Consider the following 18,569-nt stretch of genomic DNA (forward strand, 5'->3'; position numbering starts at 1 on the left):
TGGGACTTATGGAACTATCCGAAATCCTTCGGCCCGCCGCCGTGAAGGTGGTCGCCAACGTTTCTTCGAAGAAACGTCTGTTTCAGGATCTGGGTGATCTTGTGTCGGCCACCTATGGGATCGACAACGCCGCCGCCTTTGCCGCTCTGCAAGAGCGCGAGACGCTGGGGCCCACCGGCGTGGGCCACGGCATCGCTCTGCCGCATGCAAGGATCGAAGGTCTCGACCGTGTGGTCGGGGCCTTCTTCCGGATCGAAAAGCCGGTGGATTTCGACTCCGTCGACCGTCAGCCGGTGGATCTGGTATTCGCGCTTTTCGCGCCCGATGGCGGCGGGGTCGACCACCTGAAAGCTCTCGCTCTCGTGTCGCGCACGATGCGGGATGCGGGCGTCACGGCCAAATTGCGCGCCAATGCGGACCCTGAGACCCTGCACACCATCCTGACGGAAGCGCAGGCCACGCGGGCGGCCTGATCAGCGCCCGTCTCGGTCCCATTTCTTGAAGCCGAAAGCCATGTAGTCGCGCGCATATGCGTCGCGCACGGCTTTTTCCACCTCGTCGTCATAGATCGACGCCAGCGGGAACGGCTCATCCGGGATGGCGTCTCCCAAGGGCGGCGGGTCGATCCCGATCTCCATCGCCAAGACGGCCAGCCCTTCGTTGATCTGCGTCTCACGCAGAACGTGATCCGGCGCCACGAACTCGGAAAACCCACGGAGGAGGTTGTCCTGAGTCGCCCAGATCGGTTCCACCCCATGCACGCTGGACCCGCCCAGCGACCCGGTCACGAAATGCAGGAACCGCAGGAACGCCTTGCGGTGGCGCACGCGGTCATACCCTTCACCGATGGGCGTGTCCCACGGGATGTCTAGGTCATATCGTTCGATCAGCCCGTGCCGAAGCTCCCACATCGTCCAGGGCGTGTGGTTCAGCACGTAGCGGCAGAAGACCGAATGCGCGCGCGCGACCGGGTGACGCAGCACCGTGAAGCTGCGGTGGCCCTTGTTCTGGTTCTTCCACTGCCGCAGCTCTTTCTGCGTAAAGCCGGTGTCCAGCACATCGCGGTGGACGTCGTCGATGGCGCCCAGCCAGTCGCGGATTTCCTGATCCAAGGCCCCCGGCACCGGCATGAAACATAACGGCGCCTTGTGGGCGGTGACATAGGTCGGAACGGACGGGCCGCGCGGGGGTTCGAAATTGGGCAGCGCGCCAAGATCGTATCGGTCGATCTCGTTCACCGTCTTTTCGATATCTTCGAAATTGCGGACCTTGTCCGCCAAAGGCTCGGGGTTCTGCTTCTTGAACTTGCCCGAGAAGTGCTTGATCTCTTCGGTTTCACCCAGAAATCTGGCGAGACCGTTGACCACCTTGAGGTCCTGAATGTCGTCGTAGTCGATATAGAACCCTGCCTGCCCCTCGACCTGAAGCCGCCGCGCGATGCCGCGTTGCCGGTCCTTGACCGTGAAGTAGAAGTGCTTGAAATCCTTGGGGTCGAACTTGACCTTCCACTTCTTCACGTCGGCATGGTCGCCAAGCTGCCACTGCTTCGTCGACCATGCGATTCGCTGGCTGACCCATGCATCGACGAGGTTGCGGTTCAGGATGATCTTGGCGCAGCGCCGGTCCCCCATCACATGCTCGAATACGCGCGGATCATGGTCATGGAACAGGCGGAAACCCGGAATGCCGTCCGTGTTTTCCTTCATCGCTTCGATCATACCGATGGGGTCGGCATCCCGCTTGGCCATGGTGAAGCCGAACAGCTCGGTCCGGTCGGGATCGACGATGAGGTAGGGGTTATAGGCCTCGCCATAGCAGGTGATGCCGGGAAAGGCGTTGAGATTGGATTCGAGGAAATTCGACCCTGTGCGCATCTCGGCAAGGATGACGAAATAATCGAAGGGGCGGTCCATCGCGGTCCTACTTCACGAGGTATGGCTTGCGGGGTTTCTGGCGCGACGGCACATTCGCCCCGGTCGGGAAATCGCCCATGAGGTGTGGCTGCATCCCCTGATTCTTCAGGTTTTGCAGGAATTGTCCGAAACCCTCAAGCGATCGCATCCTTGGCGCTTCGGTCAGGCGGTTGGCATTGCGCGCCCCGATCTCGTCGATGATCGTCTGAAGCGGCTCCATCGGCGATTCCACGAAATCGGCGAGTGTCCAGATCCGCACGCGCGCCTTGGTCCAGACCGACCGCAGCACCTCCAGATGAACCGCCTCGATCTTTTGAAGCGCGGCCGCTTCGCGCCGGATTTCCGAAAAGTTCGCGTTGGAATAGAACAGCGGTACGGCCCAAGCGCCCGAAATGACGCTGATCTGAGCGTTCGGGTCTTTGGCGATATCCCACGAGATATCCTGCGTATCCGCCGGGCCGAACATGAAACACTGTCGCTCGCCCCGCGTGTTCCAGATCAGGTTGGTCAGGAACGCGCGCGGGTTGTAGTCGCGCAGTTCGGCGCTGTCGGTCAGCGCGCCGGCAAAGACCTTTTGCCCCCCGGAAAACTCGACCCTGTCGGGGCCAAAGATATGCCCATGAACACGGGTGCCGGTGACACGGGCCAGCCAATCCTCGAAATCCTCGAACAGTTCGGTGAACCCCTCGAACACCGAATATTGCGACGATGTCAGGCCGTTTTCCCAATTGTCGTTCGGAAACCGGCTTTGCATGTACAGCCCCGGCCGCCCCTTCGTGCGCCGTTCGACTGCCTTGGAGAAAATGCGGTCGATCTTGCCGGGGTTCGGTTCGGCGCCCGTGAAGATCGAGCCATCGTCGGACAGGAACCCGGAGTAGAGCTTTTCGGCTTCGGGCCAGATCTTTCGCGCCACGAAACAGTCGGACCGGCGCAGAAGCTGCATGTGGTCGTCGTAGAAAATGTGCGGTTTGCCCTGAAAGTCGAACTTACTCAGCGTCAGCGAGCGGCTTTCGATATTCGTGGAATAGAGCCTGACGAGGGTCTGAAAATAGCTTTCGTCGGGTATCCAGACCTTCGAGAAATAGCGGTCGAACGCCGGGCGCTGCGGATCTTCGAGAATGGCGGTCAGGGTCTGACGGGTCAGGCACCACCACTGGCTTCCCAGATGCGGCACGAGCCCCTCGGGAATGCGCCGTTTGAATTTCCATCGGCGCTGAAAATTGACGTACCAGTCAAAGGCGCGACGCTGGCGTTTCCATGAAAAAGGGAATCTGAACGTGAACCGTTCGATATCCAGACCGCCGACCGTCCAAGGCACATCCTCGGTCGTGACGCTTTCGATGAAGTTGGTCATCGGCCGTTCGGCGAGGTATTCCTTCATCTCCTCGACCGGACGAAGCGGCAGGCACGACCCCGACGCGAGGTAGACGTGCCGCACCTCGGGAAATTCGGCGAGCAGCAACTCCGAAGCCGATTGGCTAGCCTCGACAAGGCTCCATGTCCCCCAGTCGCAACTGTGCCGTTTGCAGAACTTGACGTTGTCGAGGTCCGCAAGGCTCGCCGTCAGTTCAAGGTATTTGCGGCGCTTCACCTTCTTGTCGACATGGATCACCACCGGGCAGTCGTTCTTGGCCCAATGGCGCGCAACCTGCGCCGCCCGGCCCAGCGCGGTATGGACCAGCATGGCGAACCCGACCGTCACGCCCAGTTCCCCTTGGACATGATCCCGAGAATCTCGAGCTGCCGCCAGTTGATGTATTTTTCGGACCACTTGCACCACAGGTCCGGGTCATCCTCGAGTTTCTCGTGATACGCCTTGTATTCATGGCTGGCGGCATAGTGCTGCTTGCGCTCCAACTCCTCCGCCGCCTTGATCGCGAAAGTGTCGAGGAACTTGGCGTGCAGCAGGCAGCCGGACGCCTTTTCCCCGCCCCACTCGTCGTAGACGAGGTTCAGACCGCGGGGCAGCAGGTTATGCGTGGACGAGACATAGGTGTAGTTGCGATGCCATTTGACCAGCGGAATCTTGTTCAGCGCGGGGGCGCGGGCCGGGTTGTCGGGAAAGAACATGCGCGCGCGCGGACCGCCCTGAATCCAGAGGTTTCCGAACTTCTTGTTCTTCTCGATCATGTAGTTGCCGGCGTCGAACCAATTCGCGATCTCGAACGGGTCCTGCCCTTCGCGGTAGGGCTGCCGACCCATCGGACCCTTCGGATACATATCCAGTAGCATGGCCCCGAAACTTTTGATCGAAGACGCGTCGAGCCAGTCGGTCAGCGCCCGTAACCCCCGCGTGTCGCAGAACGGAAAAACGAGGAACTCGTCCGGGTCGATGGTCAGGCACCAGTGGCCATGACCGTGGCGCCGCATCAGCCAGTTGAGCCAATCCATCCCGAACCGCGCGCGCTTGTAGCTCGCTTTCGAGGTCCAGACCGACACATCGGGTTGCTGCGCCAGATACTCGGCAGACCCGTCGTCGCTGTCGTTGTCGACGAAGATGAAGTGCCCGACACCCATGTCACGGTAGAACCGCAGAAAATACGGCAGTCGCACACGTTCGTTCCGCGCGGTGCAAAAAACAAGAATGTCACGAGGCTTGATTGTGTCGGTTTTGTCGACAATCGGCTTGATCTCGCGACGTTTGCGGAAGGCACGAATACGCCAGCGCTTTCGCAGGAGACGCAATCGGTATGTCCGCACAATGCCCAAAATCGCCCCTTCCACGCCGCACAAGCTTGGTCGCCTGTATCATAGGCACTTTAAGACAAGGTTGAAGTGATCATCCCACGTTGGAAGCGATGATGCCGTTGCCTGTGCCCCGCGGTTCTTTGTCGCGAATGTTCTTATCTGTTCCACCCAAGAATACAGATCGTGTGGATCGAGGTAAACGAGATTGTTTCCAAACACTTCACGATAAACTGGAAGGTCCGAGGCGATCACGGGGCAGCCCAGCGCAAGCGCCTCGCCTGGCGGCAGTCCGAACCCTTCGACGAGGCTCGGCATGAGCAGGGCTTGCGCGCGTGTCAGCAGGCTGGCGACCGCGCCATCGGGAAGCGGACCAAGCTCCCGCACATGGGCCGGGCCTTTGTCCAGCCGATCGAAGACGGGTTCATTGCGCCAACCGCGCGATCCGACGATGTAGAGCATGGGCATATCGTCGCCCGGCAACCGGGTGGCGAGTTTGGCCCAAGCGTCGAGAAGCAACGCATGGTTCTTGCGCGGTTCGATGGTGCCCAGCACAACGAAATAGGGTCTATCCCGCCTGATATTGGCCGAAAGCTGCGTGTCGTCGGGGACCGGTGCGTCGATACCGAGATGCGCTACGATGCCGTCCGGCACCCTGCCCTCACGTGCGAAATGGCGTTCGGTCAGCTCGCGCGTGGCCTGCGCCGTATGAACCACCAGATCGGCCTTGCCCGCGACTTGCTGTATGCGGGCGCGGAAACTGTCGACCGTCCCTTCGCGCTGCCAATCCGGGTGGTCGAGCGGGATGGTGTCATGGACAAGCACGACGACCATTCCGCCCAGCCGATGCACGGCGTCGAACACGCTGACCTGAAGATCGGAATGGCCGACGTTGATCCAACAGGGTGGGCCGGGAAGCGTATCCCTCAACAGACCCGGCAAAGCACGACGATTCGCACGACCAAGGCTCAGGCGGCGCACGTCGGCCTCGGCCCGCCGTTTCTCGGGATGCGCCTTCAGAAACAGACGTGACAGCGTATCGGCCTGACCCCATGGAATGCGGCCGAACAGCCGATCGGCGAGCGCGTGTGATCCGGCCCGGTCGAAAAGCGTGAACCCGAACGAGGATCGAACGAGCGCGAAAAGGGGCTCATCCTCGGCGAGCAGCCGTTGCAGATAGGCCGCTTCGACCCGGTCGATCCCGGTCCACGCGCCCCGTCCGACGCGGGAAACAAGGCGCGACAGGTCGAGAAGTCGAACCGTGCCCGTCGCGCCCGTGGTCAATCCGCGCCCCTTATTCGGCGGCGCGTTTCATCGCGACGATCTGCTCGAGGTGCTCCATAAGCTCGTCGTGCAACTCTTCGCGTTCCAGCCCGAAGGAAACGGTCGCTTGCAGGTATCCGGCCTTCGACCCGCAGTCAAACCGCTGGCCATCGAACCGATAGCCATGCACCGCTCGGCCCTGCGTGATTTCATCCGCAATCGCGTCGGTGAGTTGAATCTCACCGCCTGCCCCCTTCTTGAACGACCCGAGGTTGTTCAGCACGTCCGGCGTCAGGATGTAGCGGCCGATCACGGCAAGGTTCGTGGGCTGGGTGCCCGCTGCGGGCTTTTCGACCATCGCTTTGACCTTGGCCAGACGCCCGTTCTCGCTTTCGACGTCGAGGATACCATAGGACGACGCCTTGTCCTCCGGCACTTCCATGCAGGCGACCATCGCGCCCCCGGTTTCCTCATAAGCTTCGACCATCTGTTGCAGGCAGGACTTGCCATTGGTCGCGATCACGTCGTCGGGCAGGATCACCGCGAACGGTTCGTCGCCGATCAGGCGGTGCGCGCAATAGATCGCGTGGCCCAGACCCAACGCCTTGTGCTGGCGGATATAGGCGATGGCGCCCGATTCCATGTTCGTCGCATTCAGGACATCGAGAAGCTTGTCCTTGCCCTTTTCCTTCAGGTCCTCTTCGAGGATCGGGGCACGGTCGAAGTAATCTTCGAGCGAGCCCTTGCCGCGTGACGTGACGAAGATGAACTCCTCGATCCCGGCCGCGCGGGCCTCGTCGATCGCGTATTGGATAAGCGGTCGGTCAACCAGCGTCATGATCTCCTTGGGGATCGACTTGGTCGCGGGCAAAAAGCGCGTCCCAAGCCCCGCCACGGGGAAAATCGCCTTGGTTACCTTGTTCGTCATTTGGATCTCACCTTTTGAAATCTTGCCGTGCTGCACGTGCGTATCAATTGAACGCAGTGGCGGGAACCTTAGGTCCCGATTGCGACAACCATATGTTCAGCCCATGGGCACGTCACCCAGATATTGGGCAATCTGCCTATTTGAAACGCAGCTTGGAAAGTCTTGCCTGTTCTTTTTGCACCCGTGCGCTGAAGCTTGCCCATCTGAACCATGGGCCGTCACGGACCGAGCGACCGAACAATCCCCCCCATTGTTCCCAATATCCCTCTGGGTTGAACGCCGCGCGGTGCGACAGGGCTGTCGGAGAGAACCGAAACACCGTCGCGACCTCACCCTGCGCCACCGCTCGTTTCGCTTTCACGGCAAGTGTTCGTCGTTGCCACGAGCGACCCGAGAAGACTGACGATTGCCCGGATGAAAGCGGAGCGTAGGGCAGGAACGGTTCAGGCGTGGCCGGGAACTCCACCGCTTCGCCAACCGACGTTTTGCGACCCTCTGCGATGCCGGTTTCCAGCGTGACGAGAAGCGGCGCGATCTCGTCAGGCGAAAGCGCACCATCGACCATTTGTCCGATCAATCGCGCTTTCTGGCTTGAATAGAGTCTGTTCAACGCCCCTTCCAGCACGCTGTGAGGCGCATGTTTTCGCAGAAAAGCCGCCGTAGACACCCCGATATCCGTAAGGTCCGATGCGCCACGATTGGCGCGCCGTCGGGCCGATCCGGCAAAGCCGTGATGCACCTGCGCCAAGGGAACAATCACCGTCTTTCGGTCACGCAGACGGTAGTTCACTTCGGTCTCGTCCAGATAGAACCGGAACGCGGGATCGAAGCCGCCGAGGTTTGTGATCACATCGCGCCGCACGGCCATGTTCGTGCCTTCGGTCTTTATGGCCTCACCTTCCTTCACGGCGGGCGTGAACGGCGCGTCCTGATCCAGTGACAGGTTACGGGTCTCGCCCAGCGCGTTCACCGCGCGGACGGGCCATTGGAACGTGATCCCGTTCCGCCCCCGCACCAAACCGCCGACCTGCACGACCTCCGGGTCACGGAAGGGGTCACAAAGGTGGGTAAGCCATGTCGGTTCCGGCACGGCGTCGTCGTCGATGAAGGCTACAATCTCGCCCGTCGCACGGTCGATGCCGATGTTGCGCGCGACCGAGATGTTCGCTTCGTCACAGGCAGCGAGCTTGACGCGATCCTGCCAGCCCATCCCGACCACGGCATCGCGACCCTGTTCGTCCGCAACGACGACGATTTCGAATTGCGGATACCAAAGCTGCCCGATCCCGGTGAGGGCACGTTGCAGCAAACCGGGCCGACCGCGGCTGACGACGATCACCGACACGGGGATCGCGCCAGTCACGCCATGCTCCCGTTTGTCGCCACGGCCCGCCCGCCGCACATGATGGTGCGGACTTGTCGTCGGTGTCCCGTGGCGGTGCTCACGTCACGCCGACTTCAACTCCACGCCCGGGGCGTAGGCGATGAAGAAGGGGTTTTCGTAGATCGGTTTGCCATAGGTCAGGGGCTCGTGGTTGTCGAAACGCACAACCTCACCCCCCGCGCCCTTTAGCACGGCGTGCCCTGCGGCGGTGTCCCACTCCATCGTGCGCCCGAGACGGGGGTAAAGGTCCGCCTCGCCCGTCGCGACAAGGCAGAACTTCAGGCTCGATCCCGCGCTGGTCATGTCCTTGACGGCGTATTTGGCGATGTAATCGTCGGTCGCCTGATCCCGGTGCGATTTCGAGGCGACGACCATGAGGGCGCCGTTGTCCGGGTGCGACACGCGGATCGGGGTGCAATGGCCGGGCATGTCGGGGTGCAGGTCGCCGGTTTCCTCGACCGAGGCGCCGTCTTCCATCGTATAGAACATCCGCTTGCGGGCGGGTGCATAGACGACGCCGCGCACGGGGGTGCCGTCGACGACATAGGCGATATTCACCGTGAAATCGCCGCGCCGCTTCACGAATTCCTTGGTGCCGTCGAGCGGATCGGCGATCAGGAATTCCGAGGCGCTTTCGCTGTGGCTGTCGGCCTGTTCTTCGGTCACGACCAGCACGTCGGGAAACGCTTTCTTCAACCCGGCCGAGATCAGGGCATCCGCCGCTTCATCGGCTTCGGTTACAGGGCTGTCGTCCGACTTCGAGCGCACCTCGAAATCGTCGGCGTCGTAGATCTCCATGATCCTGTCGCCCGCCTCGATCGCCAGACGCCGCATTACGCCCATAAGCTTTTCGTAATCCAAGGCCGCTCCTCTCGCCGGACCCTCCGGCATCATTGAATTAACACATCATGCCCCTTATGCTGCCGCATCAAGGGAACAGCAAGATTTCCAAGCGAAAATTGGCGGGCAGGCCACAGGACGCATGATGTTCAGAGTAGACACCCGACCCAGCAGACTGACCGTGATCGTCGGCCTTCTCGAGCTGATCTATCACGCGACCGTCCACAACCTGCGCAAAACGCATTCCAATGCGCTCATGGGGCTGTTCATCAACATGCTCCAGACCATGATGCTCGTCGCGGTGTTCTACGTGATGTATTCCGTGCTCGGCCTGCGCGGCGCGATGATCCGGGGCGACTTCTTGCTCTACATCATGTCCGGCATCTTCCTTTACATGACGCAGACCAAGACGATGGGTGCGGTCGTGGGTGCCGATGGTCCCGCCTCGCCCATGATGCAGCACGCGCCGATGTCGACCTTCGTGTCGATCCTGTCGAATGCACTGGGCGCGCTCTACATCCAGATCCTGTCTGTGCTGGTCGTGGTCTACATCTATCATATCGCGGTCAATCACGTGACGATCCACAATCTTGCGGGCGTCTTCATGATGCTGCTTCTCGCGTGGTTTTCGGGCATCGGGATCGGCATGGTGTTCTATGCGCTCAAGCCGTGGTTCCCGCAGTTCGCGACCGTTGGCTCGACGATCTATGCCCGCGCCAACATGATCGCATCCGGCAAGATGTTCGTGGCCAACACGGTGCCGTGGAACATCATCGTCCTGTTCTCGTGGAACCCGCTCTTTCACATCATCGACCAATGCCGCGGGTTCATGTTCATCAACTACAACCCGCATTACTCGAACTGGCTTTATCCCCTGATCGTCTCGACCGTCCTGCTGGTCATCGGGTTCATGGGTGAAAGCTACACGCGCAAGCACGCGTCGTTGTCTTGGAGTGCCCGCCGATGAAACGCCTTTTGCTCGCCCTGTTCCTTGCCCCGACGCTTGCGTTTGCCCAGTCCGTCGAATTGCCTGCGCTGTACGATGTGACGGGTGTGGCCGCGGACGACACGCTGAACGTCCGCGCCGGGCCGACAGTGAATGCCGAGGTGATGGACGAGCTTGGACCTGAGCGTGACGGGGTCGAGGTCGTCGCCTTTGCCGACGACCGCAAATGGGGCCAGATCAATATCAGCGAAGGGACCGGCTGGGTTTCCATGGCCTATATGGAACGGCAGTCGGGGCAGGATCCGGTGTCGAAAACGCCGGTGCCGCTGTGGTGTTACGGGACCGAACCGTTCTGGTCGCTGGAAATCGGCCAGTCCGACGTTAATTTTACCGATCCCGGCATGGACGCGCCGGCGCTGGTTCAGCCGACCGAGTATTACGCGTCTGTCCCGCACAGCCCGCGCGGCGCACTGGTCGCGGGCGACATCACCGGGTTCGTGTCGCGTGAGATGTGTTCGGATGGCATGTCGGATCGTCAATACGCGTGGCGGATCGATTTTCTTCGCACCGGGAACGGCGGGCAGTTCATGTTTTCGGGGTGCTGCACGCTCCAGCCCTAATCCACCACCCGCAGCGTCAGGTTGATCCGCCCCCCTTCGGCCAAAAGCTGGCTGGTCCCGAAGCGTATGCGGTCGATCCCGTGATAGGCCAGCCGCGCCTCACCGCCCAGCATGAGCACATCGCCGGACCGCAGCCAGACCGACTGCGTCTTGCCGTCCCGCTCGGTCCCGCCGATCCGAAAGAGGCCGTCATCGCCGAGGCTGATCGACAGGACGGGCCAAGAGAAATCGGCTTCGTCCCGATCCTGATGCAAACCCATCCTCGCCTTCTCGCGGTAGAAGTTCACGAGACAGCAGTCGGGTTCGCGCGCCACCCCCGTGACCTCGTGCCAGAGCTTCAGGATGCGCGCCGGGATCGGCGGCCAGTCCACACCCGTCGGGTGCTTGCGTTCGTAGCGGTAGCCCCGCCGATCCGAATACCATCCGTATTTCCCGGCCGACGTCATGCCGACCGACATCGGTTTGCCGAACCGCGTTTCGGGCGAGAAAAGCGGCGCGGCGGATACGACATCGCGCAGGTCCGCAACGATCTTCGCCTGCTCATCCGCAGGGATGAGACCCTCATAGACCGCGGCCCCGCCGACGGTCAGCGATGGCACCATTCCCTTTCCTTGCTCATCCATTGCCAAAACCCTGAAAACGACTCGCTTTTTTCCGCGAAATGGCGGTTTTCGCCGCCTTGCAGGCCCCAAATCCCCTCCTTATATACGCCCAGACGCCGGTTAGGATCATCCCTGCCGGTTACCTTATGGGATCGGGCGACGGTGCCTTTCGGGCCAGAGCCCAACACATCGCCAAAGAGAGGAAAAGAGCATGGGTAAAGTCATTGGTATCGACCTGGGGACCACCAACTCCTGCGTCGCCATCATGGACGGCTCGCAACCGCGGGTCATCGAAAACGCCGAAGGTGCACGGACGACCCCGTCGATCGTCGCTTTCAAAGACGAGGAACGCCTCGTCGGTCAGCCGGCCAAGCGTCAGGCTGTCACCAACCCCGACAACACCATCTTCGCCGTGAAACGCCTGATCGGCCGCCGCGTCGGTGACGCTGCTGTCGAGAAGGACAAGAAACTCGTCCCCTACGCCATCGTCGATGGCGGCAACGGTGACGCGTGGGTCGAAGCGGCCGGTGAAAAGTATTCGCCGTCGCAAATTTCGGCCTTCATCCTCGGCAAGATGAAGGAAACGGCGGAAAGCTATCTTGGTGAAAAGGTCGATCAGGCCGTCATCACCGTGCCCGCCTACTTCAACGACGCCCAGCGTCAGGCCACGAAGGACGCCGGCAAGATCGCCGGTCTGGAAGTGCTGCGCATCATCAACGAACCGACGGCGGCTGCGCTTGCCTATGGTCTCGACAAGAAAGAGGCGCGCACGATCGCGGTCTATGACCTTGGCGGCGGTACGTTCGACGTCACGATCCTTGAGATCGACGATGGCCTGTTCGAAGTGAAATCCACCAACGGCGACACGTTCCTCGGCGGTGAAGACTTCGACATGCGGATCGTCAACTACCTCGCCGAAGAGTTCAAGAAAGAGAACAACGTCGACCTGACGAAAGACAAGATGGCCCTCCAGCGGCTCAAGGAAGCTGCGGAAAAGGCCAAGATCGAGCTTTCGTCGGCCTCCCAGACCGAGATCAACCAGCCGTTCATCTCGATGGGTTCGGACGGTCAGCCGCTCCACATGGTCATGAAACTGACCCGTGCGAAGCTGGAAAGCCTTGTCGGCGATCTCATCAAGAACTCGCTCAAGCCCTGTCAGGCCGCTCTGAAAGACGCGGGCGTGTCGAAGGACGAGATCGACGAAGTCATCCTCGTCGGCGGTCAGACGCGTATGCCGAAGGTCGTTGAAGAGGTGACCAAGTTCTTCGGGAAAGAGCCGCACAAGGGTGTGAACCCGGACGAAGTGGTGGCCCTCGGCGCCGCCATTCAGGCGGGCGTTCTGCAAGGTGACGTGAAAGACGTCGTCCTGCTCGACGTGACCCCGCTGTCGCTCGGCATCGAAACGCTGGGCGGCGTGTTCACCCGCCTGATCGACCGCAACACGACGATCCCGACGAAAAAGTCGCAGATCTTCTCGACCGCGGAAGACAACCAGAACGCCGTGACGATCCGGGTGTTCCAGGGCGAGCGTGAAATGGCTGCGGACAACAAGATCCTCGGTCAGTTCAACCTCGAAGACATCCCCCCGGCACCGCGCGGTATGCCGCAGATCGAAGTGACCTTCGACATCGACGCCAACGGCATCGTGTCGGTTGGGGCCAAGGACAAGGGCACCAACAAGGAACAGAAGATCACGATTCAGGCGTCGGGCGGTCTGTCGGACGACGAGATCGAACAGATGGTCAAGGACGCCGAGGCGAACGCCGAAGCCGACAAGGGCCGCCGCGAGCTGGTCGAAGCCAAGAACCAGGCCGAGAGCCTTGTGCACTCGACCGAGAAGGCGCTCGAAGAGCATGGCGACAAGGTCGACCCCACCACGGTGGAAGCCATCGAACTGGCCATCGCCGCGCTCAAGGACGAGCTGGAGACCGACAACGCCGACAAGATCAAGGCGGGCATCCAGAACGTGACCGAAGCGTCGATGAAGCTGGGCGAAGCCATCTACAAGGCGCAGCAGGCCACGGACTCGGGTGAAGCCGACGAAGATCAGGGCCCGTCCAGCGTGGACGATGACATCGTCGACGCCGACTTTGAAGACCTCGACGACGACAAGCGGTCGTAAGACCCATGACGCGAAAGGGCCGGTCCGTCACATGCGGGCGGACCGGCCTTCGCGTTCCTGACAAGGGGACGACGATCCATGTCGAAACGTGACTATTACGAGGTTCTCGGAACCACCAAAGGCGCATCGGCGGATGAGATCAAAAAGGCCTATCGAAAGAAGGCCAAGGAACTCCACCCTGACCGGAACGCCGACAATCCCGACGCCGAGAACCAGTTCAAAGAAGCGAACGAGGCCTACGACGTCCTGAAGGACCCCGAAAAGAAAGCGGCTTACGACCGTTTCGGCCATGCGGCCTTCGAAGGCGGTATGGGTGGCGGTCCGCGACCGGGCGGTCCGGGTTTCGGGCAGCAAGGCGACTTCGCCAGCGCATTCTCGGACGTGTTCGACGACCTATTCGGCGACTTCATGGGCCAGCGTGGCGGCGGTCGGTCGCGGGCGACCCGCGGATCTGACCTGCGCTACAACCTGCGCGTGACGCTGGAAGAGGCCTATGAGGGTCTGCAAAAGACCATCAACGTGCCGACCTCGGTCATGTGCGACACCTGCGAAGGCACCGGGTCCGAAGCGGGCGCCGATCCCACGACCTGTCCGACCTGTTCGGGCATGGGCAAGGTGCGCGCGCAGCAAGGCTTCTTCACCGTTGAGCGGACCTGCCCGACCTGCCAGGGCGTGGGCCAGATGATCAAGAACCCGTGCAAGACCTGCCATGGTCAGGGTCGGGTCGAGAAAGAGCGCGCGCTGTCCGTCAACATCCCTGCCGGTGTCGAAACCGGCACCCGTATCCGTCTTGCCGGTGAAGGCGAGGCCGGGATGCGCGGCGGGCCGTCGGGCGACCTCTACATCTTCATCCAGGTCGCTGAACATCCTCTGTTCGAGCGCGACGGGGTGAGCCTGCATTGCCGTGTGCCGGTGTCGATGACCTCGGCCGCAATGGGCGGCGACATCGAAGTGCCGACGATCGACGGCGGACGGTCTCGGGTCAAAATCCCGGCCGGGTCGCAATCCGGGCGTCAGATGCGCCTGCGCGGTAAGGGTATGCCCGCGCTGCGGGGCGGCGGTCATGGCGATATGTATATCGAATTGGCCGTCGAAACGCCGGTGAACCTGACGTCCAAACAGAAAGAGCTTCTGCGGGAGTTCGAGAAGCTGTCGGAAGAGAACAATCCCGAAAGTTCGACCTTCTTTTCGAAGGTGAAAAGCTTCTGGGACGGGATGAAGTACTGACTCCCTTACGGCGTTAACCTTTCATTCACCGACTCGTAGCAGGCTGGGATCATGTCCCAGCCTGTTTCACATCTGGCCGAAGTGGCCCTTCCGCTGTTCGAAACCGACGAGGCGCAGCCTGTTCCGGTCATGGGAACCAAGGCGCGACTGCCCTCCTACATCTCGGACCATCGCGCGCGTCTGCGTGAACGGTTCATGTCGGGCGGTGCCGCCGCCTTGCCCGATTACGAGATGCTGGAGCTTGTGCTTTTTCGTGCGATCCCCCGCCAGGATGTCAAACCTCTCGCCCGGCGGCTGCTGGACCGGTTCGGCGACTTCAACGGGGTTCTGTCCGCGTCACCGTCGCGCCTCAAGGAAATGCACGGGGTCGGCGATGCGGTCGTGCAGGAGTTGAAGATCGTCGAGGCTGCCGCGCATCGCCTGTCACGTGCCCGCGTCATGGGCCGGCGGGTGGTTTCGTCCTGGGACCAGTTGATCGACTATTGCCACACCACGATGAGCCACCGGGAAACCGAGCAGTTTCGGGTGCTCTACCTCGACCGCAAGAACACCCTGATCGCAGATGAGGCCGCGGCCGAAGGCACGGTAGGGCACGTGCCGGTCTATCCGCGCGAGATCGTCAAACGGGCGCTGGAACTCAGCGCCTCGGCCCTGATCCTCGTGCACAACCACCCTTCCGGGGATCCCAGTCCGTCGCGTGACGACATCGACATGACCGAGCGGGTTCGGTCGGCCGCCGCTGCGCTGGAGATCACGCTGCACGACCACATCATCATCGGCAAGTCGCGCGAAGTGAGCTATCGGAGCGACGGGTATCTGACCTGACCGGCCTATTCGACCCAGACTTCCACACGCCTGTTGATCCGCCGGCCCCAATCCGTGTCGTCGCAGGCCATCGGAAGCGCCTCGCCAAAGGCCTCGGCCTCGATCACAACGCGCTCAGGGTCGAATGTCTCGGCCGCGTCGAGAACGGCACGGCGAACCGCGTCCGCCCGCCGAGCCGCGAGCCTCAGGTTCAGCGCGGCCGCGCCCTGACCGTCCGAGAACCCGACGAAGGTCAACCTGCGCCCGTCAAAAGCGCCTGCCTCGAGCGCATCGGCAAGCAAAGCCACGTTCGAGCGGGAGGGGGCGTCCAATGCCGTCGATCCACCCTTGAATCGATACGTGAGCGTCAGCCGCCGCATACCATCCATCAGCGCCACCATGCGCTGTAACTCGGAAAGCCCGACTTCCGGACCGGCTTGCGCGATGGCGTTCGCCAACCTCGTCCCCTGCACCGAAAACGGGATTTCCTCGATCTCCTGATCGACGAGCCCGATGCGCTGGATCACCCGGCCCGCCGATGCGGTCCGCAAATAGCGCATGAAATCCCGGCCGACTTTCGGCAGTCGGATCGCAGGACGGTAAAGATAGATCGGGGCGGCGAGCGGATAGTCCCCGGCCTTGATCGCCATCTGGCTTGGCGCGATCTCGAAGGCGCACGCGCCGGTCAGCGTCACGATTTCGGTCAGGCCGGGGCGAGAAAAGCTCGCGATCCCCAGGCCGAAAGGGTCTTCTTGAACCGCGAGCGTCACGCCATCGTTCGAAGCCTTGGTGAGAATGGAGGGCGACAGGGCCCTGTCCTGCGCGGTCACCACGTCCCGCGCAAAAGCCATCCCGAAACCAGCGTCGGGGTCGCGCAGATAAAGCGTGACGGGTGCCGCCTCGCCGCCTATCGCGTCCCAACGCCCGATCTCGCCCGCATAGAGCGCCGCCAAAGTCTCGAGCCCCAGTCGCCGGATCGGGTTTCCGGGGTTCACGACGGGAACAAGGGCATCGAGCGCGATGACACGCGACTGCCGCACCGCGTCGAGGTCGCCCAGACCCGCGTCGCGCGCCATCAACCGCTCCGCGCGCGTCGGTTCACGCAGGGACAGGACCATGTCGGCCTCTTCGCCCAGAAGATCCGCGAAGCCCTCGGAGGAGGTGGTCTGCCGAATGGTGAAACGCGCTGCCGGAACCGAGTTGTCGGCTTCGTAGAGGCTGTAGGTCAGCCCGATCCCCGCCTTTTCCTCCCGCGTGACGGCGTAGTTTTCCGATAGCGCGAAGGCTTCGATCAGGGCGGGCATCAGGGTCGATCCGATCTCGGCCTCACCCGAGATGGTGATGTCGGCGGTGAACGACATCAGGTTCGGGCAACCGGGCCCCTCGCAGTTGACCCCGGAGCCATCGACGGTCAGCACGCCGTATTCGGTGTCGATCCGATAGAACTGGCCGTCATAGCCAAGCAGGGTGCCGGACATCTCCATCGACCCGTCGCGAGAGGTCAGGGTGACGTCGTCGGCCGCCGCGAAAGACGAAAGAACGATTGAAACGAGTGCGGCGCACACCGCCACACGCAGATGTCTCATGGTGACTGCCCCGCACCCCGCCGCTGCTCTTGTCGGGCGGGTGGATCACCCGCCTTTAGTTGCGGGCGATTGTCAGGTCTTGGGGCAGGTTTTTCAACACAAGATATTCGCCGACCGCATCACAGTCCGGTACGACCATACCGACTTGAGTTCCGGTCGGTTGACCGTTCTGCACAGAACGAAGGTAATCACCGACGATGGCCTGTTCGCAGGTGGTTTCCAGAACCTGCGCTTCGATGGAAACGGCCGGGGCCGTCGGCATGGACACCGGATAGGTGTAGACGTCGGCGGCATAGCCCCCCGTCGTCGACCCGAGCACGGTGATGAACCCGCCCTGACCGTCCGTGGCACGTGCCGGAAGGCCCGGCTCTTCGGCCCAGACATGCCCTTCTTCGCCGTAGTAGGCCCCATTCTCGAGCGCATGAAGCTGAAGCCCGGTGCCGCCTTTCCAGATCAGCGCGATACGGTCGTAGTCGTCCATATCCTCGATCTGAATGCGTGCTTCAGTCATCTTTTCCTGGTCACCGAACGTCGCGGTGATCGCGGCTTCGCGGGTCATCGCCGGCACCATGACCGTGAGAGCGCCATCCTGATCGAGCGTTTCCGTGAACTTCAGACCCGCGTGGTCGAACTGGACCTCACCCCCGGCGTCGCACGGCGCGCGAAGCTCGGTGTAGATGAGTGCGCCGGGCAGCGGGGCAAGCGACAGGGTCGGCGTACAATCCTCGGCCGCCGTTTCATCAGTTTCCGGCTGCGCGATGACATCGGCCGGGGCCACATCGAACTGGGTCTCGGGCAGGGCCGGACGCGGCAGATCTTCGGTCGTGGCGGCACGCGAAACTTCGGCAATCTCCAACGGTTCGACCAAACCCTGATCCGGACGGGCCGCCGTTTCAATCGGCTCGGCCTGTTCTTCGCGCTCCGGCGCGCTTGCCGCAATTCGATCGTCACGCATGACGTCGGGCGAGGTCGGGCTGTCCGGCGCGGGGCGGTCCGCCACCTGCGGTTCCGGCAATGGCGCAATCGGGTCGGTGGCCGGCGCGTTGTCGGCCTTGGTAACCTCATCCGGTGCCGCGTCTTTGGCAGGGACGGGAAGCGGTTCCGGCGTCGCTTGTGCCGTTTCGACGGGTGCGGCAGGGGGTGTCGACATGGCTGGAATGACCTGCCCCTGTGTCACCTGGGCCTGCTGCACACGGGCATCCACCGGCGCGTTCGGCTGATTGACCGTTCGTTGCATGACGTGCCCGGTCGCCAAAGCCACCACGAGAGCGCCAACGGCAGTATAGACCCGTTTCTTGTCGAGGTTCGTCGAAATCGACTGGATTTTTTCCAGCATGGCGAGGCTTCCTTTCCCACGTTCGATGGGAACTCTGCCAATGCAATAGGCCGATAGAATGAATAAATGGTGACCGGAAACGGGTTGTTTCCGGATTGTGGAAACCTCTGAAAACGTGGGATTTTCCGCCAGAACCTGCGGGAATTGTCAAATCTTCGCCCGATTCACGCGGTTTGCGACCGAGAATCCCGGCCCGCCGAACAGTGCAGTAAGGACCGCTCCGAGCACTGGCACCAGTGCGAACAGGCCGGGGATGGGCGTTGCCGCGTGGAACAGGATGACCGGGACGGTAGCTGCAACCTCGGGGGCTCAC

The 18,569-nt window shown here is 61.9% G+C and carries 16 protein-coding genes; 6 read left to right on the forward strand and 10 right to left on the reverse strand.

From position 1 onward, the window contains the following. Positions 1-8 precede the first annotated feature (8 nt). A complete protein-coding gene (locus RB2654_RS13370; protein ID WP_008332405.1) occupies positions 9-473 on the forward strand; it encodes a PTS sugar transporter subunit IIA in 465 nt (154 codons plus the stop codon). Here the strand turns inward: RB2654_RS13370 and RB2654_RS13375 are convergent, their stop codons facing one another. The 7 genes from RB2654_RS13375 to cysQ all read right to left on the reverse strand — a co-directional run bounded on the left by RB2654_RS13375 (position 474) and on the right by cysQ (position 9,016). After that, positions 474-1,913: a hypothetical protein gene (locus RB2654_RS13375; RefSeq protein WP_008332407.1), complete on the reverse strand. Its 1,440-nt coding sequence runs from the start codon at positions 1,911-1,913 to the stop codon at positions 474-476. 7 nt (positions 1,914-1,920) lie between these two features. Continuing rightward, positions 1,921-3,615, reverse strand: coding sequence for a DUF5927 domain-containing protein (locus RB2654_RS13380; RefSeq protein ID WP_008332409.1), 1,695 nt, complete (start codon positions 3,613-3,615; stop codon positions 1,921-1,923). Further along, positions 3,612-4,598 (reverse strand): glycosyltransferase family 2 protein, encoded by a 987-nt coding sequence (locus RB2654_RS13385; protein WP_008332411.1) that lies wholly within the window; start codon positions 4,596-4,598, stop codon positions 3,612-3,614. The genes RB2654_RS13380 and RB2654_RS13385 overlap by 4 nt, the downstream gene beginning before the upstream one ends. 63 nt (positions 4,599-4,661) lie before the next feature. Further along, entirely contained in the window at positions 4,662-5,882 is a 1,221-nt protein-coding gene (locus tag RB2654_RS13390; protein WP_008332412.1) for a glycosyltransferase family 4 protein, read from the reverse strand. A gap of 10 nt (positions 5,883-5,892) precedes the next feature. Next, positions 5,893-6,789, reverse strand: coding sequence for a UTP--glucose-1-phosphate uridylyltransferase (locus RB2654_RS13395; protein ID WP_008332414.1), 897 nt, complete (start codon positions 6,787-6,789; stop codon positions 5,893-5,895). Between the two features lie 136 nt (positions 6,790-6,925). Further along, positions 6,926-8,152, reverse strand: coding sequence for a glycosyltransferase family 2 protein (locus tag RB2654_RS13400; protein WP_008332416.1), 1,227 nt, complete (start codon positions 8,150-8,152; stop codon positions 6,926-6,928). Between the two features lie 84 nt (positions 8,153-8,236). Beyond that, entirely contained in the window at positions 8,237-9,016 is a 780-nt protein-coding gene (cysQ, locus tag RB2654_RS13405; protein WP_425463156.1) for a 3'(2'),5'-bisphosphate nucleotidase CysQ, read from the reverse strand. Positions 9,017-9,158: 142 nt separating this feature from the next. Here cysQ and RB2654_RS13410 point away from each other — a divergent pair, with 142 nt between their 5' ends. Both RB2654_RS13410 and RB2654_RS13415 read left to right on the forward strand, forming a co-directional pair. Further along, the gene (locus RB2654_RS13410) at positions 9,159-9,980 is read left to right on the forward strand and encodes an ABC transporter permease (protein WP_050772038.1); all 822 of its coding nucleotides are present in this window, start codon (positions 9,159-9,161) and stop codon (positions 9,978-9,980) included. Continuing rightward, a complete protein-coding gene (locus tag RB2654_RS13415; protein WP_008332429.1) occupies positions 9,977-10,579 on the forward strand; it encodes an SH3 domain-containing protein in 603 nt (200 codons plus the stop codon). Before RB2654_RS13410 ends, RB2654_RS13415 begins: the two co-directional genes overlap by 4 nt. Here the strand turns inward: RB2654_RS13415 and RB2654_RS13420 are convergent. Beyond that, entirely contained in the window at positions 10,576-11,181 is a 606-nt protein-coding gene (locus RB2654_RS13420; RefSeq protein ID WP_008332432.1) for an alpha-ketoglutarate-dependent dioxygenase AlkB family protein, read from the reverse strand. The genes RB2654_RS13415 and RB2654_RS13420 overlap by 4 nt on opposite strands. Before the next feature lie 211 nt (positions 11,182-11,392). On the opposite strand from RB2654_RS13420, the gene dnaK reads away from it, so the two are divergent. The 3 genes from dnaK (at position 11,393) to radC (ending at position 15,355) form a co-directional block, all read left to right on the forward strand. Next, complete coding sequence (gene dnaK / locus RB2654_RS13425) at positions 11,393-13,303, forward strand: molecular chaperone DnaK (RefSeq protein ID WP_008332435.1); 1,911 nt, start codon at positions 11,393-11,395, stop codon at positions 13,301-13,303. Between the two features lie 78 nt (positions 13,304-13,381). Continuing rightward, positions 13,382-14,530, forward strand: coding sequence for a molecular chaperone DnaJ (gene dnaJ, locus RB2654_RS13430; RefSeq protein ID WP_008332437.1), 1,149 nt, complete (start codon positions 13,382-13,384; stop codon positions 14,528-14,530). Between the two features lie 51 nt (positions 14,531-14,581). After that, positions 14,582-15,355 carry a RadC family protein gene (gene radC, locus RB2654_RS13435; protein WP_008332438.1) on the forward strand — a complete coding sequence of 258 codons (774 nt, stop codon included), beginning with the start codon at positions 14,582-14,584 and terminating at the stop codon, positions 15,353-15,355. 5 nt (positions 15,356-15,360) lie between these two features. On the opposite strand, the gene RB2654_RS13440 is transcribed toward radC, so the two are convergent. Further along, entirely contained in the window at positions 15,361-16,920 is a 1,560-nt protein-coding gene (locus RB2654_RS13440) for a substrate-binding domain-containing protein (RefSeq protein WP_040884856.1), read from the reverse strand. Positions 16,921-16,975: 55 nt separating this feature from the next. Continuing rightward, positions 16,976-18,256: a hypothetical protein gene (locus RB2654_RS22455; protein ID WP_008332440.1), complete on the reverse strand. Its 1,281-nt coding sequence runs from the start codon at positions 18,254-18,256 to the stop codon at positions 16,976-16,978. Positions 18,257-18,569 lie beyond the last annotated feature (313 nt).

Source organism: Maritimibacter alkaliphilus HTCC2654 (assembly GCF_000152805.1).
GTDB lineage: Bacteria > Pseudomonadota > Alphaproteobacteria > Rhodobacterales > Rhodobacteraceae > Maritimibacter > Maritimibacter alkaliphilus.

Excerpts from the sequence above, each read along its gene's own strand:
- RB2654_RS13370 (WP_008332405.1), top strand. The coding sequence starts at position 9 with ATGGAACTATCCGAAATCCTTCGGCCCGCCGCCGTGAAGGTGGTCGCC.
- RB2654_RS13375 (WP_008332407.1), bottom strand. The coding sequence starts at position 1,913 with ATGGACCGCCCCTTCGATTATTTCGTCATCCTTGCCGAGATGCGCACA.
- RB2654_RS13395 (WP_008332414.1), bottom strand. The coding sequence starts at position 6,789 with ATGACGAACAAGGTAACCAAGGCGATTTTCCCCGTGGCGGGGCTTGGG.
- cysQ (WP_425463156.1), bottom strand. The coding sequence starts at position 9,016 with ATGGGCGTAATGCGGCGTCTGGCGATCGAGGCGGGCGACAGGATCATG.
- RB2654_RS13410 (WP_050772038.1), top strand. The coding sequence starts at position 9,159 with ATGTTCAGAGTAGACACCCGACCCAGCAGACTGACCGTGATCGTCGGC.
- RB2654_RS13415 (WP_008332429.1), top strand. The coding sequence starts at position 9,977 with ATGAAACGCCTTTTGCTCGCCCTGTTCCTTGCCCCGACGCTTGCGTTT.
- RB2654_RS13420 (WP_008332432.1), bottom strand. The coding sequence starts at position 11,181 with ATGGTGCCATCGCTGACCGTCGGCGGGGCCGCGGTCTATGAGGGTCTC.
- dnaK (WP_008332435.1), top strand. The coding sequence starts at position 11,393 with ATGGGTAAAGTCATTGGTATCGACCTGGGGACCACCAACTCCTGCGTC.
- dnaJ (WP_008332437.1), top strand. The coding sequence starts at position 13,382 with ATGTCGAAACGTGACTATTACGAGGTTCTCGGAACCACCAAAGGCGCA.
- radC (WP_008332438.1), top strand. The coding sequence starts at position 14,582 with ATGTCCCAGCCTGTTTCACATCTGGCCGAAGTGGCCCTTCCGCTGTTC.
- RB2654_RS13440 (WP_040884856.1), bottom strand. The coding sequence starts at position 16,920 with ATGAGACATCTGCGTGTGGCGGTGTGCGCCGCACTCGTTTCAATCGTT.
- RB2654_RS22455 (WP_008332440.1), bottom strand. The coding sequence starts at position 18,256 with ATGCTGGAAAAAATCCAGTCGATTTCGACGAACCTCGACAAGAAACGG.